General features: G+C 70.5%; 19 protein-coding genes, 1 tRNA gene and 4 pseudogenes. 11 read left to right on the top strand and 13 right to left on the bottom strand.

Annotation, left to right across the window (positions count from 1 at the left end):
- Nucleotides 1-81 precede the first annotated feature (81 nt).
- Nucleotides 82-963: a spermidine synthase gene (locus ACTWQF_RS15680; protein ID WP_443279997.1), complete on the top strand. Its 882-nt coding sequence runs from the start codon at nt 82-84 to the stop codon at nt 961-963.
- Between the two features lie 33 nt (nt 964-996).
- On the opposite strand, the gene ACTWQF_RS15675 is transcribed toward ACTWQF_RS15680, so the two are convergent.
- The gene (locus ACTWQF_RS15675; protein ID WP_443279996.1) at nt 997-1,545 is read right to left on the bottom strand and encodes a hypothetical protein; all 549 of its coding nucleotides are present in this window, start codon (nt 1,543-1,545) and stop codon (nt 997-999) included.
- Nucleotides 1,546-1,589: 44 nt separating this feature from the next.
- Between ACTWQF_RS15675 and ACTWQF_RS15670 the strand changes: the two genes are divergently transcribed.
- The 3 genes from ACTWQF_RS15670 (at nt 1,590) to ACTWQF_RS15660 (ending at nt 4,423) form a co-directional block, all read left to right on the top strand.
- A complete protein-coding gene (locus tag ACTWQF_RS15670) occupies nt 1,590-2,312 on the top strand; it encodes a response regulator transcription factor (RefSeq protein WP_443279995.1) in 723 nt (240 codons plus the stop codon).
- A 65-nt stretch (nt 2,313-2,377) separates the two neighbouring features.
- Nucleotides 2,378-3,802 carry a sensor histidine kinase gene (locus ACTWQF_RS15665; RefSeq protein WP_443279994.1) on the top strand — a complete coding sequence of 475 codons (1,425 nt, stop codon included), beginning with the start codon at nt 2,378-2,380 and terminating at the stop codon, nt 3,800-3,802.
- Between the two features lie 171 nt (nt 3,803-3,973).
- Nucleotides 3,974-4,423 carry a nuclear transport factor 2 family protein gene (locus ACTWQF_RS15660; protein WP_443279993.1) on the top strand — a complete coding sequence of 150 codons (450 nt, stop codon included), beginning with the start codon at nt 3,974-3,976 and terminating at the stop codon, nt 4,421-4,423.
- A gap of 115 nt (nt 4,424-4,538) precedes the next feature.
- Here ACTWQF_RS15660 and ACTWQF_RS15655 read toward each other — a convergent pair whose 3' ends face one another.
- Nucleotides 4,539-4,769, bottom strand: coding sequence for a chaplin (locus ACTWQF_RS15655; RefSeq protein ID WP_443279992.1), 231 nt, complete (start codon nt 4,767-4,769; stop codon nt 4,539-4,541).
- A 344-nt stretch (nt 4,770-5,113) separates the two neighbouring features.
- Here ACTWQF_RS15655 and ACTWQF_RS15650 point away from each other — a divergent pair, with 344 nt between their 5' ends.
- From ACTWQF_RS15650 to ACTWQF_RS15640, 3 genes are all read left to right on the top strand, one after another.
- The gene (locus tag ACTWQF_RS15650) at nt 5,114-6,151 is read left to right on the top strand and encodes a chitinase (protein ID WP_443279991.1); all 1,038 of its coding nucleotides are present in this window, start codon (nt 5,114-5,116) and stop codon (nt 6,149-6,151) included.
- A gap of 220 nt (nt 6,152-6,371) precedes the next feature.
- Nucleotides 6,372-7,466: a LacI family DNA-binding transcriptional regulator gene (locus ACTWQF_RS15645; RefSeq protein WP_443279990.1), complete on the top strand. Its 1,095-nt coding sequence runs from the start codon at nt 6,372-6,374 to the stop codon at nt 7,464-7,466.
- 72 nt (nt 7,467-7,538) lie between these two features.
- Nucleotides 7,539-8,198 carry a M23 family metallopeptidase gene (locus ACTWQF_RS15640; protein WP_443279989.1) on the top strand — a complete coding sequence of 220 codons (660 nt, stop codon included), beginning with the start codon at nt 7,539-7,541 and terminating at the stop codon, nt 8,196-8,198.
- 58 nt (nt 8,199-8,256) lie between these two features.
- Here the strand turns inward: ACTWQF_RS15640 and ACTWQF_RS15635 are convergent, their stop codons facing one another.
- Nucleotides 8,257-8,739 carry a DUF6233 domain-containing protein gene (locus ACTWQF_RS15635; protein ID WP_443279988.1) on the bottom strand — a complete coding sequence of 161 codons (483 nt, stop codon included), beginning with the start codon at nt 8,737-8,739 and terminating at the stop codon, nt 8,257-8,259.
- Nucleotides 8,740-8,874: 135 nt separating this feature from the next.
- Between ACTWQF_RS15635 and ACTWQF_RS15630 the strand changes: the two genes are divergently transcribed.
- Nucleotides 8,875-9,096: a hypothetical protein gene (locus ACTWQF_RS15630; protein ID WP_443279987.1), complete on the top strand. Its 222-nt coding sequence runs from the start codon at nt 8,875-8,877 to the stop codon at nt 9,094-9,096.
- Nucleotides 9,097-9,341: 245 nt separating this feature from the next.
- On the opposite strand, the gene ACTWQF_RS15625 is transcribed toward ACTWQF_RS15630, so the two are convergent.
- The 3 genes and pseudogenes from ACTWQF_RS15625 to ACTWQF_RS15615 all read right to left on the bottom strand — a co-directional run.
- A tRNA-His gene (locus ACTWQF_RS15625) sits at nt 9,342-9,414 on the bottom strand.
- 111 nt (nt 9,415-9,525) lie between these two features.
- The gene (orn, locus tag ACTWQF_RS15620) at nt 9,526-10,131 is read right to left on the bottom strand and encodes an oligoribonuclease (protein WP_443279986.1); all 606 of its coding nucleotides are present in this window, start codon (nt 10,129-10,131) and stop codon (nt 9,526-9,528) included.
- 454 nt (nt 10,132-10,585) lie between these two features.
- Nucleotides 10,586-11,615: pseudogene (locus ACTWQF_RS15615) on the bottom strand (helix-turn-helix domain-containing protein); the annotation flags it as partial.
- A 976-nt stretch (nt 11,616-12,591) separates the two neighbouring features.
- Between ACTWQF_RS15615 and ACTWQF_RS15610 the strand changes: the two are divergent.
- A complete protein-coding gene (locus ACTWQF_RS15610) occupies nt 12,592-13,113 on the top strand; it encodes a universal stress protein (protein ID WP_209212707.1) in 522 nt (173 codons plus the stop codon).
- Nucleotides 13,114-13,428: 315 nt separating this feature from the next.
- On the opposite strand, the gene glmS is transcribed toward ACTWQF_RS15610, so the two are convergent.
- Both glmS and ACTWQF_RS15600 read right to left on the bottom strand, forming a co-directional pair.
- Nucleotides 13,429-15,255, bottom strand: a complete 1,827-nt coding sequence (glmS, locus tag ACTWQF_RS15605) for a glutamine--fructose-6-phosphate transaminase (isomerizing) (protein ID WP_443279985.1) — start codon at nt 15,253-15,255, stop codon at nt 13,429-13,431.
- A 207-nt stretch (nt 15,256-15,462) separates the two neighbouring features.
- Nucleotides 15,463-15,741 carry a hypothetical protein gene (locus ACTWQF_RS15600; protein WP_443279984.1) on the bottom strand — a complete coding sequence of 93 codons (279 nt, stop codon included), beginning with the start codon at nt 15,739-15,741 and terminating at the stop codon, nt 15,463-15,465.
- Between the two features lie 233 nt (nt 15,742-15,974).
- On the opposite strand from ACTWQF_RS15600, the gene ACTWQF_RS15595 reads away from it, so the two are divergent.
- The gene (locus tag ACTWQF_RS15595) at nt 15,975-17,630 is read left to right on the top strand and encodes a beta-N-acetylhexosaminidase (RefSeq protein ID WP_443279983.1); all 1,656 of its coding nucleotides are present in this window, start codon (nt 15,975-15,977) and stop codon (nt 17,628-17,630) included.
- A 116-nt stretch (nt 17,631-17,746) separates the two neighbouring features.
- On the opposite strand, the pseudogene ACTWQF_RS15590 reads toward ACTWQF_RS15595, so the two are convergent.
- Both ACTWQF_RS15590 and ACTWQF_RS15585 read right to left on the bottom strand, forming a co-directional pair.
- A pseudogene (locus ACTWQF_RS15590) lies at nt 17,747-18,513 on the bottom strand (transposase); the annotation flags it as partial.
- A 21-nt stretch (nt 18,514-18,534) separates the two neighbouring features.
- Nucleotides 18,535-19,428: pseudogene (locus tag ACTWQF_RS15585) on the bottom strand (IS982 family transposase).
- Between the two features lie 74 nt (nt 19,429-19,502).
- Here ACTWQF_RS15585 and ACTWQF_RS15580 point away from each other — a divergent pair.
- Nucleotides 19,503-19,895 (top strand): VOC family protein, encoded by a 393-nt coding sequence (locus ACTWQF_RS15580; RefSeq protein WP_443279982.1) that lies wholly within the window; start codon nt 19,503-19,505, stop codon nt 19,893-19,895.
- A gap of 37 nt (nt 19,896-19,932) precedes the next feature.
- Here the strand turns inward: ACTWQF_RS15580 and ACTWQF_RS15575 are convergent.
- The 3 genes and pseudogenes from ACTWQF_RS15575 to ACTWQF_RS15565 all read right to left on the bottom strand — a co-directional run.
- Nucleotides 19,933-20,301, bottom strand: a pseudogene (locus tag ACTWQF_RS15575) (helix-turn-helix domain-containing protein); the annotation flags it as partial.
- Nucleotides 20,302-20,387: 86 nt separating this feature from the next.
- On the bottom strand, nt 20,388-21,092 hold the full coding sequence (locus tag ACTWQF_RS15570) for a gamma carbonic anhydrase family protein (protein ID WP_443279981.1): 705 nt from the start codon (nt 21,090-21,092) through the stop codon (nt 20,388-20,390).
- 56 nt (nt 21,093-21,148) lie between these two features.
- Nucleotides 21,149-22,120 (bottom strand): DUF4429 domain-containing protein, encoded by a 972-nt coding sequence (locus tag ACTWQF_RS15565; protein WP_443279980.1) that lies wholly within the window; start codon nt 22,118-22,120, stop codon nt 21,149-21,151.
- Nucleotides 22,121-22,183: the final 63 nt, after the last annotated feature.

Genomic DNA, 22,183 nt, shown 5'->3' with positions numbered 1-22,183 from the left:
AATCGGTCCGGCAGACGCGCGGCGCCGGCCGGAAGAACCGCTCGTGTGGGTTACCGGGGAAGAGTGCCGGACAATGGGCATATGGCACGGGGTGGCAAGCGTCGCGACAAGCAGCGCGGCAGGGAGCGCGACAAGGAGGCCGTCGTCGCCCAAGTCGGCGGCGGTACCGCCTCGTTGGTGCCGGATCCCGACCGGCCGCACGCCTGGTCGCTGCTGCTGGACGAAGCCCCGCAGTCGCACGTGGACCTCGCCGATCCCACCCGTCTCGGCTTCGAGTACCAGCGCCGCCTCGGCCACCTGGTGGATCTCCTCGCGCCGCCGGGCCGCCCGGCGCAGGTCGTCCACCTGGGCGGCGGGGCGCTGACGCTGGCGCGGTACGTCGCCGCCACCCGGCCGCGCTCCACACAGCAGGTGATCGAGGTGGACGAGGAGCTGACCCGACTGGTGCGTGAGCACCTCCCGTTGGAGCGTGGCTGGCGCATCCGGGTGCGGAGCGGTGACGCACGCGAAGGGCTGGGGCGGCTGCCCGAGGGGTGGGCGGATCTCGTCATCGCCGACGTCTTCAGCGGTGCCCGTACTCCGGCGCACCTCACCAGCGTGGAGTTCCTGCATGAGGTACGCCGGGTGCTGCGGCCCGGCGGGTGGTACGCGGCGAACATCGCGGACGGTGCGCCGCTGCGCCATCTGCGGGCCCAGATCGCCACTGCGGGGGCGGTCTTCCCTGAGCGCTGTGTGCTCGCCGACCCCGCGGTGCTGCGTGGCCGCAGGTTCGGCAACAGTGTGCTGCTGGCGGCCGAAGGGGAGCTGCCCGTCGCCGAGCTGACCCGGCGTACGGCGGGTGACCCGCACCCCGGGCGGGTGGAGGCGGGGCGCTCCCTGGACGCGTTCACGGCCGGCGCCGGGCCCGTCACGGACGCCACGGCGACCGCCTCCCCGGCGCCGCCAGACGGGACGTTCGGCTAGCGAGGCGCCGCCGGCCCGCCGACGGCCCGGCCGCTATTCGTCGTACGTCTCGACGCGTGGTGCCGCGTTGTCCCAGCGGCAGAAGACGGACGAGGAGACGGTGCCGTCGGTGAAGGTCACCCGGATGTAGCCGGGGGCGTTCCAGACCTTCATCTGCCAGCCCGAATCGGGCGTTGCGGACACCAGCGTCCCGCTGTCGCCGCCGAGGTCGAAGACGGCTCTGCCGCCGCGTACGGTCGCGCCCTCGATGTGCCCCGTGTGCTCGTCGGGACCGGGCCCGACCGTGCCGGGGCCGTCATCGGTGCCGCCGGTGGTCCCGGTCGAGGGTTTCCGCGTGGGAGTGTCCGAGGGGGTGGGCGAGAGGGAGGAGGGGCGCGGCTTGGGCCGGTGGGTCGAGGAGGCGCGGGGCTCGGCCTGGCCGGTACCGCCCGAGACGGGCAGCGCGCGGGGCGAGTCGTGGGTGGTGTCGTTCAGCGCTGTGTGCACGCCGAACCAGGAGAGCGTGGTGGCGGCGCCGGTGGCCAGGGTCCACGCGCCGGCGTTCAGCCAGCGGTGACCGGGAAGTCGTCTCAGGCGCTGCATCCCCGTCAGCCTAGGGCCAGTCGGGATGTCGTACGGTTCCGCCCATGGCAAGTGTGCTCGTGGTCGAGGACGACCAGTTCGTGCGCTCCGCCCTCATCCGGCACCTGACCGAGGCCGCCCACACGGTCCGCAGCGTGGGTACGGCGCTGGAAGCCCTGCGCGAGGTCGCGCAGGTGGGATTCGACGTGGTCATCCTGGATCTCGGGCTGCCGGATCTGGACGGTGCGGAGGCGCTGAAGATGCTGCGCGGCATCACGGACGTCCCAGTGATCATCGCCACCGCGCGGGACGACGAGGCCGAGATCGTCCGGCTGCTCAACGCGGGCGCGGACGACTACCTGGTCAAGCCGTTCTCGGTGGCGCACCTGTCGGCCCGGATGGCGGCGGTGCTGCGCCGTACGCGTACAGGGGAGTTCGGCGGCGGGAGCGGGGAGCAGGCCGGGGACGGTGTGCTGCGGGTGGGCGGGCTCGTCGTCGACCCGCTGCGCCGGATGGCACAGCTGGACGGGGTGGTGCTCGATCTGACCCGCCGGGAGTTCGACCTGCTCGCCTACCTGGCGGGGCGACCGGGCGTCGTCGTACCGCGCAAGGAGCTGCTGGCCGAGGTGTGGCAGCTCTCTTACGGGGACGACCAGACCATCGACGTGCATTTGTCATGGCTGCGGCGGAAGTTGGGGGAGACGGCCGCCCGGCCCCGCTATCTGCACACCCTGCGCGGCGTCGGCGTCAAGCTGGAGCCGCCACAGGGCGAGGGCGGCCCCGCATGAGAGGGGGCTCGGTGTGAGAGGCGGTCCGGCGTGAGGCGCGGACCGGGCGTGAGAGGCGGTCCGGCGTGAGGTGGGCGCTGGTGAAGGTCTGCCTCGCCGTGACGGTGATGGTGGTGGTGGCCTTCGCCGTACCGTTGGCACTGGTCGTCAGGGAGACCGCCCGCGACCGCGCCTTCGCGGGTGCCGAACGGCAGGCGTCCGCCGTCGGCCCGGCCCTGGCCATCACCCGCGACCGCCGCGAACTCCAGCGCGCCGTCGCCATCACCCAGGCCGGCGCCGAGGGCCGGATCGCGATCCACGTACCGGATGGCACGGTGGCTTCGGGCAACACCGGTGGCAACGAAGGCAATCGCGGCGAACTGCGCGTCGGGCACACCCGCGCGCCGTACGACCGGCTGGCCGCGGCACAGCGGCTCGGGCGGGCCTCGACGGTCGCCGTCGACGGCGGCTACGCGCTGCTGCGGCCCACCGCCGTGGCGGGCGGAAAGGTCGCGGTCGTGGAGGTGTTCGTACCCGACGAGGAGGTCACCCACGGCGTGGCCACCTCCTGGATGGTGCTCGCCGGTGTCGGTATCGCGCTGATCATCGGCTCCGTCGCGGTCGCCGACCGGCTCGGCACCCGGATGGTGCGGCCCGCCGAACGGCTCGCGGGCGCGGCACACGACCTGGGCGAGGGCGAACTGGATGTCCGGGTGCCCGAGGAGGGGCCGACCGAGCTGCGGTCGGCCGCCGTCGCCTTCAACTCCATGGCCGACCAGGTCGTCCAGCTGCTGGCCAACGAGCGCGAGCTGGCCGCCGACCTCTCGCACCGGCTGCGTACGCCGCTGACCGTGCTGCGGCTCAACGCGGCCTCGCTGGGAGAGGGGGACGCCGCCGACCAGACCCGGGCCGCCGTCGCGCAGTTGGAGGGCGAGGTGGACAGGATCATCAGCGCGGTCCGCGAGCAGCGCGCCCAGTCGCCGGGCGCGGCGCACTCCGCCGCCTCCGACGCGGCCGAGGTGATCCGGGAGCGGATGGCCTTCTGGTCGGCGCTGGCCGAGGACGAGGGGCGGGAGGCGCGGGTCGCCGGGGTGGAGCGGCCGGTGCGGGTCCCGGTCGCCCGGGGCGAACTCGCCGCCGCCGTCGACGCGTTGCTCGGCAACGTCTTCCGGCACACCCCCGAGGGCACCGCCTTCTCCGTCGACCTGCACAGCGGCGGACCCGGCAGCGAGGCCGTCATCGTGCTGGTCTCCGACGCGGGACCCGGCATCGCCGACCCCCGGGCGGCGCTGCGCCGTGGCCACGGCGCCGGTGGTCCCGGCTCGACGGGGCTGGGCCTGGACATCGTGCGCCGTGTCGCGGAGTCCACCGGTGGCGACGTACGGCTGGGGCGCTCGGTGCTCGGCGGTACGGAGGTGCGGGTGTGGCTCGCGCTACGGAACAGCGCCGCCCGCCGTCCGGCCACCGGCCGCCGGGGGCGCAGGGGACGGCGGGCCCCACGCGTGGGCTGAGACCGATTCCGACCCCGCGGATCTGCTGCCGGCGGCTGCCCGGGCCGGGAGTGGTGTGGTGGGTGGGTGGTGTGTGGTGGGTGGGGCTGTGTGCCGTCGGGTGAGGGCGGTGGGTGGGGGTGAGAGTTGGGGGTGCCGTCACCGTAGCCGTCGGAAGGAGAGCCGGAGTCCATGACCAGCGATGCCACCGTCGAGGGCCCCACAACCGACCCCACCGTCAACGCCTACCTCGCCGCCTTCGCCGACCGCGATGTGGACCGGCTGCTGGAGCTGGTGGCCGAGGAGGCGGCCTGGAGCGTTCCGGGCGACTCGGAGATCGTGCCGTGGGCGGGCACGCACCATGGCCGGGAGACCCTGCGGTACGGGTACTTCGGCCCGCTGTTCGAGGCGACCCAACCGCTGGCGTTCGACATCCTGCACACCCACGCGTCGGCGGGCGCGGTCTTCGTCAACGGCCGTTTCACCTATCGGTTCCGCCCCTCGGCCGAGGTGCTGGAGGACGAGTTCGTCATGCGGTTCACGGTCGCGGACGGCCGGATCACCTCGTACCGGATCTACGAGGACTCGCTCACGCTCGCCCGCGCCTACACCGGCGATCCCACACTGGGGCTGCTCTCCTGACACCGTTTCAGCTGCCAAGGGCCGGGCGGGACCGGGATGCAGGCACGGAAAACGCCGCCGGGCCCGGCCCGTGGAACGGGCCGGACCCAGCGGCGCAGAAGCGGTGCGCTACCGCTTACTTAGCCTTGCACTTGTTGCCGATGGCCGGGTTCAGCAGGCCGACGATGTTCACGGTGTTGCCGCACACCTGGATCGGCAGGTGAATGGGCACCTGGACGACGTTGCCGCTGAGTACACCCGGCGACTTGGCGGCACTGCCCTTGGCGCCGGCGTCGGCGGCGGCAGCGGAGGCACCGCCCAGAACGAAGGTGGCGGCGAGGGCGACCGAGGTCAGCTGACGAAGCATGTGTTCTTCCTCCAGGAGACAGACAACTTGGGCACTATCCAGGCACAGTGCCCGTGCCTCGTCGTTGTGACTTTCCGACCACCGCCGCATCACCACTCCTCCGGGTGGCACGGGTGTGCGGCGAACGGAGTAACGGGGCGGCCCCGCCCAACGCCCCCGCCCCCACGCCACCACCCCCGTCGTCCCGAACACGATGCCGGGGGCCGCGCCTTAAGCAGGCCCTTTCCGCTGCCTTAAGAGCGCCCTAAGGACACCGGCCGAAGTCCGCAACACGGCGTTTGCCCGATTCACCGTCAGTAATGTGCTGCCTCGTCCCCACCCCCACAGAACGAGGCAGCAACGCGATGACGAATTCAGCAGGCCACCGCCGCCATCCCCGCCGCACCGCCAAGGCCGCCATGGGCGCTGCCGCGGCGGCCCTCGTGACCGGTGGCGGTTTTCTGCTCGCGGGCAACGCGACGGCGGGCGAGGAGTCGGCGGCGGCCCCGGAAGCCGGCGGCACACCCTTCGCGCCGTACGTCGACACCTCGCTGCAGCCCTCCTACGACCTGGTGGAGAGCGCCGGGAAGACCGGTGTGAAGGAGTACAACCTCGCCTTCGTCACCAGTGGCGGCGGATGCGAGCCCAAGTGGGGCGGCAGCCAGGAACTGAAGGACAACCCGGTCGCCAAGCAGATACCCGACCTGCGGGCCAAGGGCGGTGACGTACGGGTCTCCTTCGGCGGCGCCAACGGCTCCGAGCTCGGCCTGGCCTGCGACTCGGCGGAGGAACTGGCCAAGGCGTACGGAAAGGTCATCGACGCCTTCGACCTGAAGAAGATCGACCTGGACATCGAGGGCGCGGCGCTGCCCGACACCGAGGCCAACGAGCGGCGTGCCAAGGCCATCGCATCGCTCCAGAAGAGCCACTCGGACCTGGACGTCTCCTACACCCTGCCGGTGATGCCCGAGGGCCTCACCGAGCCCGGCGTCGCCCTGCTGAAGAACGCCAAGGAGAACGGGGTGAAGGTCTCGGCCGTCAACATCATGGCGATGGACTACGGCCCCTCCTACGACGGGGACATGGGCGAGTACGCCACCAAGGCCGCCACCGCGTCCCACAAGCAGATCGCGACAGCGCTCGGCCTCGACGACGCCGCAGCCTGGAAGGCGCTGGCCATCACCCCGATGATCGGCGTCAACGATGTCAACGTCGAGGTCTTCAAGCCGGAGGACGCCAAGCAGGTCCGCGCGTTCGCCGACGAGCACGGCATCGGCTGGCTCTCCATGTGGTCCGGCACCCGCGACAAGCCCTGCCCCGGCGGGCCCAAGGACCAGGCGGACCCGACCTGCTCCAGCATCGACCAGCAGCCCTACGACTTCAGCAAGGCGTTCGCCGGCTGACCCGAACCACCCCCCAGCCACCCCCCACACGCGGGGCGCGACGGAACCCACCCCCCACACTCCCGTCGCGCCCCGCACTCCTGCTTGCGCTTCCCCTTCTTCTCCCTCTTCCTGCTCCCTCTTCCTCCTTCATCTCTCCTTGCGCCGGGGCCGGTTGTAGTTGAATAGCCCCCTCGCCCGGGCTCCATGGGGCCCGGGCCCGCAGCACGGGGAGGGCACCATGGCAGCAGTGCGCGGCGGGCGGGTCCGCAGAGCAGTACAGACCGGGCCGACCCTGGAGGAGGTCGCACGCCGCGCGGGGGTGGGCCGCGGCACCGTCTCCCGCGTCATCAACGGCTCGCCCCGCGTCAGCGACCGCACCCGCGCCGCCGTCGAGGACGCCGTCGCCGAGCTGGGATACGTCCCCAACCGGGTGGCCCGCGCGCTGGCGGCGGGCAGCGCGGACACCGTCGCGCTGGTGGTGCCCGAACCGGAGTCCCGGTTCTTCACCGAGCCGTACTTCCCCGCCATCGTGCAGGGCATCGGTGCCGAGCTTGCCGACGCCGACATGCAGTTGCTCCTGACGCTGCTGCACGGCCAGGAGGACCGGGACCGCTTCGCGCAGTACGCGGCAGCGCACCGTATCGACGGAGTGCTGCTGGTCTCCGTACACGCCGACCACACCCTGCCGGACCTGCTGGCCAGGTCCGACATCCCCGCAGTGCTGGGCGGCAGGCGCCGCGCCGCCGAACCGGTGCCGTACGTCGACTGCGACAACACCGGCGGCGCGCGTTCCGCCGTCGGCCATCTGCTGGCACGCGGTCGCGAGACGATCGCGACGGTCACCGGGCCCGAGGACGTGTACGCCGCCCGCTGCCGCGTCGAGGGCTACCGCGAGGCGCTGCGCGAGGCGGACCGGCCCCTGGACGAGGCCCTGCTGGCGTGCGGCGACTTCACCGAGGAGGGCGGGAACCGTGCGATGCGGCAGCTGCTGGACCGTACGCCCGGACTCGACGCCGTCTTCTGCGCCTCGGACGTGATGGCCGCCGGTGCCCGGCGGGTGCTGCGCGAGGCGGGCCGCTCGGTGCCGGACGACGTCGCGCTCGTCGGGTTCGACGACTCGGTCGTGGCCCGCCATATGGATCCGCCGCTGACCACGGTCCGGCAGCCGATCACCGCCATGGGGCGGGAGATGGCCCGGGTGCTGCTGGAACTGCTGGGCAAGTGGACGCCGGGCGCTGCCGCCGGCCCGGCCGGTTCCGGCCCGGTGCGGGGAGAGGGCGACAGCCGGCACCGCATACTGCCCACCGAACTGGTCTCTCGCGATTCGTCCTGACGGGGGATCACTTCGTCCCTTGAACCGCGCGCCGGGTGCGGAGGACCTGCCATCGGCCGTTGTATCGCAGACATGGCATCTACCGGGACCAGCAGCAACCCGCGGACGGGCACAGCACAGCGCCGTGCCCGTCCCCTGGCCGGCATCACCCTGACCGCCGCCCTCCTCGCCCTCCCCGCCCCGACCCCCGCCCAGGCAGATTCCTTGCCGGAGCCCTCGATCCCCAAGACCGTCACACCCGTCAGCCCTTCCCTCTCGTCCCCCTGGCCGGGCGGGTCGGCGGGGGAGAGCGCGGGGGAGGCGGGGGGTGGGGCAGGAAGGACGTGGGTGCGACCGCTGGCGCTCTCGCGGGTCCGCGTCTCGCAGCCGTACGGCGTCCCGGGCGGCTGGGCGGCGGGCTACCACACCGGGATCGATCTGGCCGTACCCGAGGGCACCCCGGTGCGGTCCGTCGGTCCGGGGACCGTCGTCCACGCGGGGTGGGCCGGTGCCTACGGCAACGCCGTGACGGTACGGATGACCGACGGCAAGTACACCCTCTTCGCCCATCTGTCCCGGATCTTCGTCACCGTCGGCAGCAGGGTGCGCGCCGGTACCTTGCTCGGCCGCTCCGGGAACACGGGCCGCTCGACCGGCCCGCACCTCCACTTCGAGGTGCGGGCCCAGCGCGGCTACGGCACGGACATCAACCCGGTCCGCTACCTCGCCAAGCACGGCGTACGCCTCGTATGACGCCGCCCCTCCCGTCACCCGCGCCCGCACAGCTGGCGGCAGCGTCCGGCCTCTCCCGTCAGCGGCCGGGCCGGCCCAGCACCCGGTCCGGGCGGCAGACGTCGCACACCCGTGCCTCCTCGGTCCGCGCCAGCAGCTCCACCGCTTCCCGGGCTGTGATTCGCCGGGTGAGCCAGCCGTCGCGGGCCTGCCAGCAGTCCCGGCGGTGTACGCACCACCACGGGCCCGTCTCGCCGACCCCCCGCACCCGGACGGCCACCCACTGCCGTCCGGCCACGGCGCCGACTGTCGGCACCGCGTGGTAGCTCTCGCCGGGGATGGGGGTGATGTTCTCGGCCGCGACGCTGATCGCGGTCGGCGCGCTCTTGGGTTCGGCGCGCCCGTCGGGGTGTTCGTAGCGGCTCGGCAGGATCGCCTCGCACTCGTACCACCAGTGGCCGTCGGGCGTACGGGAGCGGCCGGTGACGATCACGTCCAGCTCCTGTCCGTCCGGCATCCGGGCCCGCGCCCACGGTCCCGCACGGTCGCGCCACTCACTCACGTACCGAATATTAGTTCGAATGAGAGAGCAGGTGCGCCGTCCGGGTTCATTCACGACGCCGTTGTCGTGTTGTACCAAAAAGTGACACTTCGCCCGTCATCGTGGTGCTCGTCCAACCAACCCTTGGAGGTTCACATGCGCATGCGTATGCTCGCGCGTTCCGTCGCTGTCGGCTTCGCCGTCTTGGGCCTGGCCGGCGCCGCCGCGGGCTCGGCCGCCGCCTGGCCGACCGGCCACCAGAACAACTGGGTGCACGAATCGGTCCACAAGGAGGACAAGAAGGTCAACATCTCCGACGACGACACCAACATCGCCGACTCGGTCTTCTTCGTCTTCGGCCCGCAGGTGCTGGACTGAGCCGAGCGCTTCCCCGTGGCAGACGTCTAGCTCTGCCTGCCCGTCAGCACTGCGTTCCCGTCTCCCGGCTGGGAGGCCGGGAACGCGGTGTTTTTCATGCCCGGGCTTCATATCCGGGTTTCCTGCGACGAGCGTGAACGCCCCCTCGCCGCATGCGATTCGGCCCGGAGGGCCAGCGGCCCGTACCCACACCGAAGAGGCCCTGTGGTTCGCGTCTCCGCCAACCACAGGGCCTCTGAGTGAAGGGTGATCGACGGGACTTGAACCCGCGACATCCTGGACCACAACCAGGTGCTCTACCAACTGAGCTACGACCACCACGTCCGGCGGGGGAGAGAAGATCTTCCCTGACCGGCCGCTACGAGTGTACAGGGTCCGGAGCCGTGCTCGCGCCCTGGTTTACGGGTGCCGGGCCCGGCCGCCCCCGGGTCAGTCCGCCGGGGGCAGCACGTGCCGGGCTGCGATCTTCTTCGCCGTTTCCGAGTCGGGCCCGGGCTGCGGCACGAACACCGCCTCGCGGTAGTAGCGCAACTCGGCGATGGACTCGCGGATGTCGGCCAGCGCCCGGTGGTTGCCGCTCTTCTCCGGGCTGTTGTAGTAGGCGCGCGGGTACCAGCGGCGCGCCAGCTCCTTGACCGAGGAGACGTCCACGATGCGGTAGTGCAGATGACTGTCCAGCGCGGGCATGTCCCGGGCGAGGAAACCGCGGTCGGTGCTGATGGAGTTGCCGCACAACGGCGCCTTGCCGGCCTCCGGGACCCACTCGCGTACGTACGCCAGGACGCGGGCCTCGGCATCGGCCAGGGTCGTGCCCGCGTCCAGCTCCTCCAGCAGACCGGAGGTGGTGTGCATCTGGCGCACCACCTCCGGCATCGCCTCCAGGGCGTGTGCGGGCGGGCGGATCACGATGTCCACGCCGTCGCCGAGTACGTTCAGCTCCGAGTCGGTCACCAGCGCGGCCACCTCGATGAGCGCGTCATCGGACAGCGAGAGGCCGGTCATCTCGCAGTCGATCCACACCATGCGATCGTTCATGTTCTTCACACTACGTGACGCGGCCCGCTCAGCCCGCTCCCCGGCCGCGCTGCCCCGGCACTCGCGGCGCGAACGCGTCCGACTCCGGTTTGCCCTGTTCAAGGCGCTCGGAGCGGTTCTGCTGGGCGTTTCTGTGCTCCCTCAGCTCCTGTCGGGTCTCGTGTCGGGACTCGTGTCGGGTCTCCTGCCTGGTGCCGTACGCCGAAGGCCCGGGCTCATGGCCGCTTCCGGGGTGCCCCGGGAGGCCGCCTCCGGAGTGCCCCGGGTGCCCGGTTTGTCCCGGGTGCCCGGTTTGTCCGGTCGGTCCCGGGTGGCCCGGCTGGCCAGGGTGACCCGGCTGGGACTGGTGCGGCAGCCGCAGCGAGCCGTCCGGTCCCGAGCCGCCGCCCCCGGGGCCGGTGACAGCGCCGGTGGCGCCCGCCCCGCCGGGCCCCTCGTGGCCCTGCTCCCCGTCCGGCCGGCGCGCACGGTACGCGGCCCGGTAGGCGGCCGGGGAAGCGCCGAGCTGGCGGCGGAAGTGGCCGCGCAGCGCGACGGGCGAGCGGAAGCCGCAGCGGCCCGCCACCTCGTCCACGGAGTAGTCCGACGTCTCCAGCAGGCGCTGCGCCTGGAGCACGCGCTGGGTGATGAGCCACTGCAGTGGAGCGCTCCCAGTAAGAGACCGGAAGCGCCGGTCGAAGGTGCGACGGCTCATGCTACGCGCGCGCGGCGAGCGTCTCCACGTCGAACTGCTCGTGGAGGTGTTCCAGCGCCCAGGCGACGACCTCGGCGAGCGGATCGGCGCCGATCTCCTCTGGTAAGGAGCGGTCCAGGTGGCGTGGGTGCCCCCCGGTCTCCTGGCCGTTGCCGCGGCGCGGCGGCACGACCAGGCGGCGGGCAAGCGCTCCGGCCGCCTCGGCACCGTGATCGGTGCGTACGACGTGCAGGCACAGGTCTATGCCCGCAGCCGTACCGGCCGAGGTGAGGATGTCGCCGTCGTCCACGAACAGTTCGCGCGGATCGACGTGGACGGCCGGGTAGCGCTTGGCGAGCGTCGGCGCGTACATCCAGTGGGTGGTCGCCGGGCGGCCATCGAGCAGCCCGGCCGCCGCGAGGACGAAGGCGCCGGTGCACAGCCCTATGACACGGGCTCCCTCCTCGTGCGCGCGGCGCAGCGCGTCCAGTGCGGCCTGTGGTGGTGGCTGGGTGATGGAGCGCCAGGCAGGCACGACGACGGTGCCCGCGCGGGAGATCGCCTCCAGCCCGAACGGCGCGCTCAACTGGAGCCCGCCGGTGGTGCGCAGCGGCCCGTCCTCGCCCGCGCAGACCAACAGCCTGTAGCGCGGAACTCCGGCGTCCTGGCGGTCGATTCCGAAGACGGAGAGCGGGATGGAACTCTCGAAGATGGGACCACCGCTGAAGAGCAACACCGCCACGATCTCGCGCCGGCGGCGCGCGGCCAGCTTGCGGGTCTCGACTGGGCCGTTCGTGGAGTCCTGGCTCATTGGAACTAAGCCCCCCTCAATCGTTGTGTTCCTCTCGGTCCATGCACATCTCCCCCGCTCTCCCCCGCAGCGAAAGCCAAGATCGAATCTACTGCGTCGGATGAGGTGGGCGGTGCAAGTTCGGCATCCGGCGCTATGTCGACATGGCAACTTGGCGTGAAGCATTCGATCACGAAGCGTTTCACTCAACGGCGCTTCAGGGAAGTACGCATGCCCTCTCTGCCCCATCAACGTAGGGTGCACACCCGCGCGGCGCTCCTTTCGCCCCTGGTGGCAGGGGGGTTGGGGAAGCGGGCTGCAAGGACTGCAAAGAGGTAGCAAGTTGGCTGAAATTCGAGGGGGGTCGGACGTGCGATTCGGTCACTCGCGAGGCGCACGCCGGTGACGTAAGAGGTGAGTGAGGCACATGTGACGCATGATGCACGCCCGGCGTACGCGGCTCACGACGGTGCGTGACTTTTTGTGACTCTGTGCGCGCCGGTGTGTCCCGGTGTGCGCCTGAGCGGTCGTCTCGCGCCAACGCAACGATCGGGTCAGGTCGACTCCGCCGAGTCCCTCAGAACCGCACCGGCCGGCCCCTGGCGGACAGGAAGCGCTCCCACGATGCGTGACCAGCGCGGCACGAGGGGTGCACGAGTCGCCTGACCGGGCTGTTCGGCGCTTCTTCCGGCCATGGGAGCCCCTTGCGCCTGTCAAGGAGGCGCGTAAGGGGCGTAACGCGGCATTGCGCTGCGGCCCGTGCTGAGGCATGCTCCGGGGTCAACTGCCTCGGGCGGTCGTCATTCTTTACCTGGGCAAGAGGTGAGTGCGGCCGTACCCTGTGGGTAAGGGACTTGGGAAGACGATTCCCGGTCTTCATCGAGCAGGCCGTGCAGGCACCAGCAGTCTTCGACCGAGAGGTCGACCGAGAGACCCGAGAGAGCGCAAGCCGTCCGTCGTCCCTCTGCACAGAGGACTCACTTCGCCGAGACAACTCATGGCAGGACACGAGATCCCTGACCCAGCAGACCGCAGGCAGGTCGCCGACTCGACGGCGATCCCCGAAGCGGCGGACGAGACACGCCACTCCTGCGACCCGGCCTTCCAGCACGGCGTCGTCGTGGGCTTCGACGGCTCGGTCTCCAGCGAGCGTGCGCTGGCATACGCCATCGGTATGGCCCACCGCTCCGGCTCCGGACTGATCATTGTCCACGTCGCCAACCGGCTGCCCACCACCGTATGGGCGGGGTGCGAACCGCCCGTCTTCGTCGATGTCCCCGATCACCGCACCGAGGTGCTCGGGCTCGAACTCGCCTGCGCCGATCATCTGGCGGAGGTGCCCTGGATCCTCGTGGAGCGGGGCGGTGACATCTGCCACGAGCTGGAGGAGGTCGGCAGCGAGTACGCGGCCGACGCCATCGTGGTCGGCTCGACGCACGGGCTGGTGGGGCGGATCTTCGGTTCCGTGGCCGGCCGGCTCGCCCGGCGCGCCCAGCGCCCGGTGATCGTCGTACCCTGACCCGCCGCTCCCGATATCCCGGTGCGGGACGCCGACTCCCTTGCACATGCCGTGAGTTCGGCAGTGGCGCATTACCGCGCATCGACAAATCTACCCACCCGTAGAGGTGGGTTGTGCGCTTGTGAGGGGCATACAGACAACACACGGGTGGCCGTGACCCGAGGGCGCGCTGCTGAACGGGAGGTGACGGTCCCGACGGCAGCCCACCCGCCGGCGTAATGGGCGACGCCGGCACAGGGGAGGCGGAATCCCGCGCGGTTGGTGGCCCGCGCGGGATTCCGCCCATTCGCGCGCCTCACGGCGCTGAAGCCTCTCTTACTCCACGGTGACCGACTTGGCCAGGTTGCGGGGCTTGTCGATGTCCCGGCCCAGGGCGAGCGCCGTGTGGTAGGCCAGCAGCTGGAGCGGGATGCCCATCAGGATCGGGTCCAGCTCGTCCTCGTTCTTCGGCACGACGATGGTGTGGTCAGCCTTCTCCTGCTCCTGGTGCGCCACGGCCAGGATGCGGCCGCTGCGGGCCTTGATCTCCTCCATCGCGGCCCGGTTCTTCTCCAGCAGATCGTCCTCCGGCACGATCGCGACCGTCGGCATCGCGGGCTCGATCAGCGCCAGCGGCCCGTGCTTGAGCTCGGAGGCCGGGTACGCCTCGGCGTGGATGTAGGAGACCTCCTTCAGCTTCAGGGACGCCTCCAGCGCGACGGGGTAGCCGCGCACCCGCCCGATGAAGAGCATCGAGCGCGCGTCCGCGTACTGCTGGGCCAGCTTCTCGATCTCCGGCTCCTGCTTGAGGATCTCGGCGATCTGGCCCGGCAGCCGGCGCAGCCCCTCGATGATGCGCTTGCCGTCCTTGACCGACAGGTCGCGGATCCGGCCCAGGTGCAGGGCCAGCAGGCCGAAGGCGACCACCGTGTTGGTGAAGCACTTGGTGGAGACGACACAGACCTCGGGCCCGGCGTGCACGTAGACCCCGCCGTCCGCCTCGCGGGCGATGGCCGAGCCGACGACGTTGATCACGCCCAGCACGCGGGCGCCCTTGCGCTTGAGCTCCTGGACGGCGGCGAGCGCGTCGTAGGTCTCGCCGGACTGCGAGACGGCGATGTAGAGCGTGTCCGGGTCGACGACCGCGTTGCGGTACCGGAACTCGCTGGCGGGCTCGGCGTCGGCGGGGATACGGGCCAGCTCCTCGATCATCTGGGCGCCGATGAGGCCCGCGTGGTACGAGGTGCCGCAGCCGAGGATCTTCACCCGGCGCACGGCGCGCGCCTCGCGCGGGTCGAGGTTGAGGCCGCCGAGGTGAACGGTGGCGAACCGGTCGTCGATGCGTCCGGCCAGCACCCGGTCCACCGCGTCCGCCTGCTCGGCGATCTCCTTGTGCATGTAGGTGTCGTGACCGCCCAGGTCGTACGACTCGGCGGCGTATTCCACCGTCTCGGGCGAGGAGGAGGTGCGGGAGCCCTCGGTGGTGTAGGTGCGGTAGTCGCCGGCCTTGATGGTGGCCATCTCACCGTCGTCCAGGGTGACCACCTGGCGGGTGTGCGAGACCAGGGCGGCGACGTCCGAGGCGACGAACATCTCGTTCTCGCCGATGCCCAGCACGACGGGCGAGCCGTTGCGGGCCACCACGATGCGGTCGGGGAAGTCGGCGTGCAGTACGGCGATGCCGTAGGTGCCCTCGACGTGCCGCAGCGCCTCCTGGACCCGGGCCTCCAGGCGCTCGGACTGGGCGCGGGCGATCAGGTGGGTCAGCACCTCGGTGTCGGTGTCGGAGGCGAAGGTGATGCCGTCCGCGGTCAGCTTGGCGCGCAGCTCGGCGGCGTTGTCGATGATGCCGTTGTGGACGACGGCGACCTTCTCGGCCGCGTCGAGGTGCGGGTGCGCGTTGACGTCGTTGGGTACGCCGTGGGTGGCCCAGCGGGTGTGGGCGATGCCGGCGGTGCCGGTGAAACGCTTCGGGATGCGCTCCTCCAGATCGCGGACCCGGCCCTTCGTCTTGGCGGTCTTCAGCCCGCCCGGCTTGCCGCCCGTACCTGCCTGGATGGCGATGCCCGCCGAGTCGTAGCCGCGGTACTCCAGCCGCTGGAGGCCCTCCAGCAGGAGCGGGGCGGTGTCGCGCTTACCGATATAACCGACAATTCCGCACATACAGCTGATGCCTGCCTCTCCGTCGTCTCTGCTGTTTCTTTCCTGCTGTTACAGCTGCTGTTCCAACTGCTGTTTCTACTGCTCTGCTGCTGGCTGCCGCTGTTTCTGCTGCTGTCTCGCATTTTGCCTCTGCCGTTTGCACCGCTGCCGTTTTCCTCTGGTGCCGGCCGCTGTCGCTGTCGCCGATGGGCCGGTGCCGTTTCGTGATCAGCCGTACACGATGCGGCGGAGCTGTCTGAGGGACAGCTGAGGCGGTGCCACGGCGCGATGTGGCAGCTCGGCCTCGATACGTTCGAAGATCTCGGGGTTCGTCAGGCCCTTGGCCTGGAGCTCGCGGTGCCGACGGCGGACGAATTCGGAGATCGTCTCGTCGAAGTACGACAGGACGTCCAGCACCACCCGGGCCGCCTCGCCGCGCTGCAGCGGCGTGGTGCGGACCAGGTGGTCGATGAGGTCCTCGTGGACCGGCGTCTGGGCGTCGAGCACCCGTCGATACTGCGGTCTCGGCGCCTCGATCGCAAGAAATCTGCCCGATAGCGGGCACCGCGTGGCGAAAACGGCGCGGAAGGGCCGGGAAAAGGTGCTCTCCGAGGTCTTCCCGGCCCCGGTCGGGGCGGTCATTATGGCGAAGTGTCCTGAACACGGCTTTCGTTGAGAGTGCGCCATCCCGGTGAACAATCGTTCGAAGGGATCCTTTGCGGATCCCGGAGGGATCGCTGATGGGACGACGAATCGGACCGTTACTGCTCCTCTGCGCCTCGCTTCTCGCCGCCACCGCCTTGCCTGCCACGCCGACGGCCGCCGCCGGCACCGGCACCGGGGCGGAGGACGCGGCCACCGCCCGCTCGCCCCGGCCGCTCGACCAGGTGATACCCGCGCCCGCCTCGGTACGGGAGAAAGGCAGGCCGTACACGATCACCCCGCGGACGGTGATCCGGGTGTACGACGGGCAGAGCCACGACCGGCGGGGCAACCACGGGGGCGGGGCCTCGAAAGACGTACGGCAGGTGGCCGAACGCCTCGCCGAGCTGCTGCGGCCGGCCACCGGCTACCGGCTGCCCGTCACCACCAGCCCCGGACGCGACGGCATCCAGCTGCGGCTCGGCGGGCACCGGACGCTGGGTTCCGAGGGCTACCGGCTCGATGTGGGGGAGCGCGCCGTCAAGCTCAGCGCACGGGAGCCCGCCGGGCTCTTCCACGGGGTGCAGACCCTCCGGCAGGTGCTGCCCGCCGCCGTCGAGGCCCGCAGCGAGCAGCCCGGGCCCTGGCGCATCGCGGGCGGCACCATCACCGACACGCCGCGCTACGCCTACCGGGGCGCCATGCTGGACGTCGCCCGCCACTTCTTCCCCGTCGGAGCGGTCAAGCGCTACATCGACCAGCTCGCCCTCTACAAGGTCAACACTCTCCATCTGCACCTCTCCGACGACCAGGGCTGGCGCATCGCCGTCGACTCCTGGCCCCGGCTGGCCGACTACGGCGGCGGCAGCGAGGTCGGCGGCGGCCCCGGCGGCTACTACACCAAGGCCGACTACCGCGAGATCGTGCGCTATGCCTCGGCGCGGCACCTGACCGTCGTCCCCGAGATCGACATGCCCGGACACACCAACGCGGCACTGGCCTCCTACGCCGAGCTCAACTGCGACGGTGTCGCACCGCCCCGCTACACCGGTATCGAGGTCGGCTTCAGCTCGCTGTGCGTGCCGCTGGAGCGTACGTACGACTTCGTCGACGACGTGATCCGCGAACTGGCGGCCCTGACGCCCGGCCCCTATCTCCACATCGGCGGGGACGAGGCACACGCCACCAGCCACGAGGACTACGTCACCTTCATGCGGCGCGTGCAGCCCGTCGTCGCCAAGTACGGGAAGAAGGCAATCGGCTGGCACCAGATCACGGCCGCGCCGGACCGGGGCACCGTCGCCCAGTACTGGGGCTACGACCAAACCGGTGCCGAGGAGCGGGCCCGGGTGGCCGAGGCCGCGCGGCGGGGCACCAAGCTGGTGCTCTCCCCGGCCGACCGTGCCTATCTCGACATGAAGTACGACAAGGACACCCCGCTGGGCCTCTCCTGGGCCGGCTATGTGTCCACCCGGCGCTCCTACGACTGGGACCCGGGCGGCTATCTGGAGGGGGTGCCCGAGCGGGCCGTGCTCGGGGTGGAGGCGCCGCTGTGGTCGGAGACCATCGCGACCAGCGCACAGCTCGAATACCTGGCCTTCCCGCGGCTGCCCGGTGTGGCCGAACTGGGCTGGTCGCCCGCCGCCACCCACGACTGGGACGGCTACCGGGAGCGGCTGGCCCAGCAGGGGCCGCGCTGGGAGCTGATGGGGGTGAACTACTACCGGTCGCCACAGGTGCCCTGGCCCCGGTGAGGTTGCCGGATTCTGGAAGGGGCAGCCTGCTGTCGGTATGTGCCGCCTGCTACCGATGCAGTCTGCTGCCGGTAGACGCAGTCTGCTGGCGGTAGGTGCAGCCTGCTAGTGCCGCATCAGGCAACGTTTGCCCTGGCGACGACGGCGCGTAGGCGCCGGTCGTCGGCGTGGCGGTTTCGCCAGATGATGTAGCGGCGGATCATGCTGCCCTGCTCTTTGTGGCTGGCGTGGTCGGTGCCGTCGAGGGTGAAGTAGCGCAGGGCGGTGAACTGGGCCTCGATGCGGTTCAGCCACGAGGAGTTGGTCGGGGTGTAGGCGATCTCGACGTTGTTGGCCTTGGCCCAGTCCGCCACCCGGCGGCACCGCTTGGTGGTCAGGTGCGGGGAGTAGTTGTCACACACGATCGCCAGGCGGACTGTCGACGGGTAGAGGACGCGCAGATAGCGGCAGAATTCCAGGAACTTCGATCGGTTCTTGGTCTTCTTGATGTGGCCGTAGAGCTTGTCCTTGGCCAGGCCGTAGGCGGCGAACAGATGCCGCACTCCGTGTGGGCGGTTGTAGGTTGCCCGCCGCCTGCGGCGTGGTTCACGGTCGGAGTCTTTGTGCCTGCCGCCGAGTTCGGCCCACCGCCGGCCCGGGTGCGGTTGCAGGTTCAGCGGGCCGAACTCGTCCAGACAGAACACCATCTCCGGCTCGCCGTCCTCGGGTATGACCTCGCCGTCGGCGATCGCGTACAAGTACTCGACGCGGGCCTTCTTGGCGGCGTAGTCGGGGTCACGGGAGGTCTTCCAGGTCTTTATGCGTTGAAACGAGACGCCCTCCTCGCGGAGCAGGACCCGCAGGCCTCATGGCTGATGTCGTCGACCACCCCCTCGGCGCCTAGACGAGTAAGTCCGATGTCCGGTCAGTGATCGAAGGCGATCAGTGACCGGGTGACTGGGGCTCCGGGTTGGTTGTTGTGCCAGATGGCTGCGGCCATGGCGAGGATGCGTTGGGCGACGCGGGCAGCGACGCCCGCGCAGCTGCGTCCGCCGTGCTGTTCCAGGTCGAGCTGGCCTTTGAGAGTGTCGTTGACCGACTCGATCAGCTGGCGGACCTTCTTGAGCATCGTTTCGCCGTGCCGGGCCTTCTCCCGCTTGAGCGATGGCCGCATCAGCGTGATGCCGTACCCGGTCAGCAGTTGCTCGAATTCCTTCCCGGCGAAGCCCTTGTCGGAGATCAGCAGGATGCCGTCGTGGTCGGCCACGACGCCCGCCTCGACCCCCAGCATCGCGGCCAGCACCTCGCGCTCACCGATCTTCGGGTCCGCCAGTGCCTACAGAATCGGCATCCCTGCGGGGGTGCACACCAGGTACAGCCGCAGGCCCCAAAAGTATCGGGAGTGGCTGGCGCAGTAGCCATAGCCCGCCCATCCGGCCACGTCCGAGCGTTTCACGGTGGGTCGCGACATACCGCACGGTACCGGTGTGGAGTCGACGATCCAACAGTCGTCCAGCCAGAAGTCGCTGGACTTGGCGAGCATCCGGATGACGCGCTTGACCAGCCCGAGTGCCGCCCGGAGCCGCTTGTTGTAGCCGGACTGCTGCGGCAGGTAGGGGAACAGATTGGTCAGGTGCTTGCGCGCGTAGCGCAGCCAGTGAGCCTCGGAGGTGAACCCGAGCATCGCCTGGGCGACCGCGACGCACACGAGCTCGGAGTCCGTCAGCAACGGCGGCCTGCCCAGCCATCGTGGTCGTCCCAACTCGTCGTCGATCTTCACGTAAAGTGCGGTGATGAGGGTGTCCAGGTCGGTCGTCACAACCTGACCTTGGACGCCCTCGTCATGTTATTGGGGCCGCATGCTTGCGCTGCCGCTCTCCAAAGGGGACATCCATGGAACTTGCCCAGGTCCGCCTTCTCGTTGCGGACTTCCCCAGCTGCTACCACTTCTACCGGGATGTACTGGGGCTGAAGCCGCAGTTCGATGCGGAGGACGGCCCGTACGCAAAATTCAGTCCTGACGGTGGCACCGCGGGCATCGCCTTGCAGGACCGCACACAGATGGCCCAGGTCCTGGGCGAACTCGCCGTTGAGCCGACCGGCTACCGGTCCCTTGTCGTCCTGCGGGTTGACGACATAGACCGCTACTGCGAGGAGATCACCGCGCGAGGAGCCGTACTCGTCCATGGTCCAGCCCTTATGACGGACCGCATGCGCGTCGCCCACCTCATGGATCCAGCGGGAAACTTCGTCGAACTCCAGCAGTGGCTGGTCCTACGCGGGTGACATGCCACGACCGAATCGCACATAGGACTTACTCGTCTAGGAAGTCGGCCAGCTTGGCCAGGCTCCAGGTCGAGAACGGCAGGCCGTGCTCGGCCGGCTTGGACTTGGCGATCTTCTTGATCTCCCGGCGCTCAGACAGGGTGAAGGTCCTCGGCCGCCCGCCCGCGTACTTCGGACAGAGCGAGTCGAAGCCGTCAGCATTGAAGTTGTGGATCACATCCCGGACCCGGTCCGCGCTGGTGAACTTCACCTCGGCGATCTTCGCCACAAGCATGCCCTGCGCGGATAACAGCACCATCTGCGCCCGGCGCCAGGTCACCACCGACCCGGTGCCCCTGCGGATGATCCGCAGCAGCCGCCTGCCCTCGTCGTCATCGATCTCACGGACCCGCACTCGCTCCGCCATCAGCACAGCTTGCCGGACGCGCGCCGCCGCAGTGAAATCCGGACGGCGCGTCACCTCAGCACAGCACAAGGGTCGCTGATGCGGCGCTAGCCGAGATTCGCAACCTCATCGTCCGCGTGCGCGCCGAACTCGGCGACGCGCACCTCCGCGATGTGCTCGTACCGGCTGATCCGGTCGGTCCACTCCGCGTCGACACCGAACGCCACCTGCGCGAAGCCCACCCGCCTGACGGCCTCGGCCAAGCCCGGATCGCCAGGCGCCAGCAGCCGCACCGGCACGTCAAGCGCCACGGTGTACGGCGGCACGAAGTACTCGTCCGGCACAACGGTGCGCGCATGGACCAGCGCGCCAACAGCGACAACCGAGCCGGCCCCCAACCGCGCGCTCTGCAGGACCGTCGCCGTGGTCGCCACATAGACGCACCTGCCGACCTCGCAGCCCAGCAGCGTGGCATGCGGCCCCACGAAGACATGGTCGTCGACAAGCACCGGCTGATCGCCGGCGACCGCAGACCCGCGCAACACCGCGTTCTCGCAGATCACCGCCGCCTCCCCGACCTCGATCCGAGACCCCTCGGCATCGAGCACCGCACCGTACATCACCCGCGCCCTCGGCCCCACGCGGACATCACCGACCAGCGTGGCCGTCGGGGCGACGTAGGCGGTGGGATGGACCTTCGGTTCACGCCCGCGATGCCGGATACGGACCCCCTGCGGTTCAGCGATCATGAACGGATTCTCGCCCGACCGACCGCGAGCATGCTGGCGGATTTCAGACGTCGCGTTCGCCAAGACATGCGCCATCCGCGATCTGAGGCACTACAGGGCGAACGTTGGCTGATACGGCACTAGAAGCGGTCGAGGATGGCTTTCTTGGCGAGGGCGAACTCGTCGTCCGTGAGCACGCCTGTGCTGTGCAGCTCACCCAGCTCGCGCAGCCGGCGCAGCAGGCCGTCGTGGTCCGCCGTGGCCGGGGAGGGGGCGGGAGCGCTCAGCTCCGGGGCCCTCGACCCGGCCTCGGTCCCGGTCCCGCCTCCTGCTGTCCCGGCCGTCCCCGCTGTCCTGGCCGTCCCCGCTGTCCCGGGTGTCGTGTCCGCCGGGTGCCCCGCCAGCGGGTGCGGCAGCCGGGCGACCACCGCGGCGGCCAGCAGCACCGCGCCGCCCGTCTCCCTCGTCTGCCGTACGCCCCACAGCAGCAGGCAGTTGGGGTCGTGCTGGGGCTTGAGGGCCGGGTAGGTACCCCTGGGGCGGAAGCGGAGGCTGCCGTTCTCCCAGCCGAGCGCCGGGGTCCACTCCACGCCCTCCAGCTCCTGCAGCAGCAGTCGGCGCGGACCGGCCGAGGACTTGCTCTGCTCGGCCATCCAGTTCCACTCCAGCTGTATGTGCTCACCGTCGAAGGCGACGGTGCCGTCCGTACCGGTGGCGGTCAGCGGTACGGGAGGCCCTGGCAGCAGATAGCGGTCGCACGGGGTGTCGGGCACCTCCTCCAGCAGCAGGGCGTTGCGTACCTCCTCGACGAAGTACTCGGCCACGCCCGTGCGGTCCCTCTCCACCGCCAGCTGATACGGGTCCGCGGCGTCCGGCAGCCGTCCGCCGGCCACCTGGGAGAGCGGGTCCGCGCCGTCGCGCAGCCGCAGGCGGAGTCTGCCGCCCTTGCGCCCGCCGGGCTCGTAGGCGATCCCCGCCACCGCGCGCAGCGGCACGGCCACCTCTCCCAGGATCTTGCGCAGTTGGTGCACCTGACGCTCGGTACCGGGCACGATCCTGACGGTCTCCCCGTCGAAGGTCCATGCCCCGGCCCGCTGCAGGATTTCCGCCATACCCCGATTATTTAGCCTCGGGGTGCGGGGGTCACCCCGCCCGGCCCGCCCCCTGTCCGGCTC

Source organism: Streptomyces sp. 8N114, assembly GCF_052245835.1.
Lineage (GTDB): Bacteria > Actinomycetota > Actinomycetes > Streptomycetales > Streptomycetaceae > Streptomyces.
Note: the sequence above shows the minus strand (reverse complement) of the source record. Positions and strands in the feature narration are given on the sequence as shown.

Coding starts and splice junctions, on each gene's coding strand:
- ACTWQF_RS15660 (WP_443279993.1), top strand. CDS start 3,974: ATGACCAGCGATGCCACCGTCGAGGGCCCCACAACCGACCCCACCGTC.
- ACTWQF_RS15650 (WP_443279991.1), top strand. CDS start 5,114: ATGACGAATTCAGCAGGCCACCGCCGCCATCCCCGCCGCACCGCCAAG.
- ACTWQF_RS15595 (WP_443279983.1), top strand. CDS start 15,975: ATGGGACGACGAATCGGACCGTTACTGCTCCTCTGCGCCTCGCTTCTC.
- ACTWQF_RS15675 (WP_443279996.1), bottom strand. CDS start 1,545: ATGCAGCGCCTGAGACGACTTCCCGGTCACCGCTGGCTGAACGCCGGC.
- ACTWQF_RS15670 (WP_443279995.1), top strand. CDS start 1,590: ATGGCAAGTGTGCTCGTGGTCGAGGACGACCAGTTCGTGCGCTCCGCC.
- ACTWQF_RS15640 (WP_443279989.1), top strand. CDS start 7,539: ATGGCATCTACCGGGACCAGCAGCAACCCGCGGACGGGCACAGCACAG.
- ACTWQF_RS15645 (WP_443279990.1), top strand. CDS start 6,372: ATGGCAGCAGTGCGCGGCGGGCGGGTCCGCAGAGCAGTACAGACCGGG.
- ACTWQF_RS15565 (WP_443279980.1), bottom strand. CDS start 22,120: ATGGCGGAAATCCTGCAGCGGGCCGGGGCATGGACCTTCGACGGGGAG.
- ACTWQF_RS15610 (WP_209212707.1), top strand. CDS start 12,592: ATGGCAGGACACGAGATCCCTGACCCAGCAGACCGCAGGCAGGTCGCC.
- ACTWQF_RS15680 (WP_443279997.1), top strand. CDS start 82: ATGGCACGGGGTGGCAAGCGTCGCGACAAGCAGCGCGGCAGGGAGCGC.
- glmS (WP_443279985.1), bottom strand. CDS start 15,255: ATGTGCGGAATTGTCGGTTATATCGGTAAGCGCGACACCGCCCCGCTC.
- ACTWQF_RS15655 (WP_443279992.1), bottom strand. CDS start 4,769: ATGCTTCGTCAGCTGACCTCGGTCGCCCTCGCCGCCACCTTCGTTCTG.
- ACTWQF_RS15580 (WP_443279982.1), top strand. CDS start 19,503: ATGGAACTTGCCCAGGTCCGCCTTCTCGTTGCGGACTTCCCCAGCTGC.
- ACTWQF_RS15630 (WP_443279987.1), top strand. CDS start 8,875: ATGCGCATGCGTATGCTCGCGCGTTCCGTCGCTGTCGGCTTCGCCGTC.
- orn (WP_443279986.1), bottom strand. CDS start 10,131: ATGAACGATCGCATGGTGTGGATCGACTGCGAGATGACCGGCCTCTCG.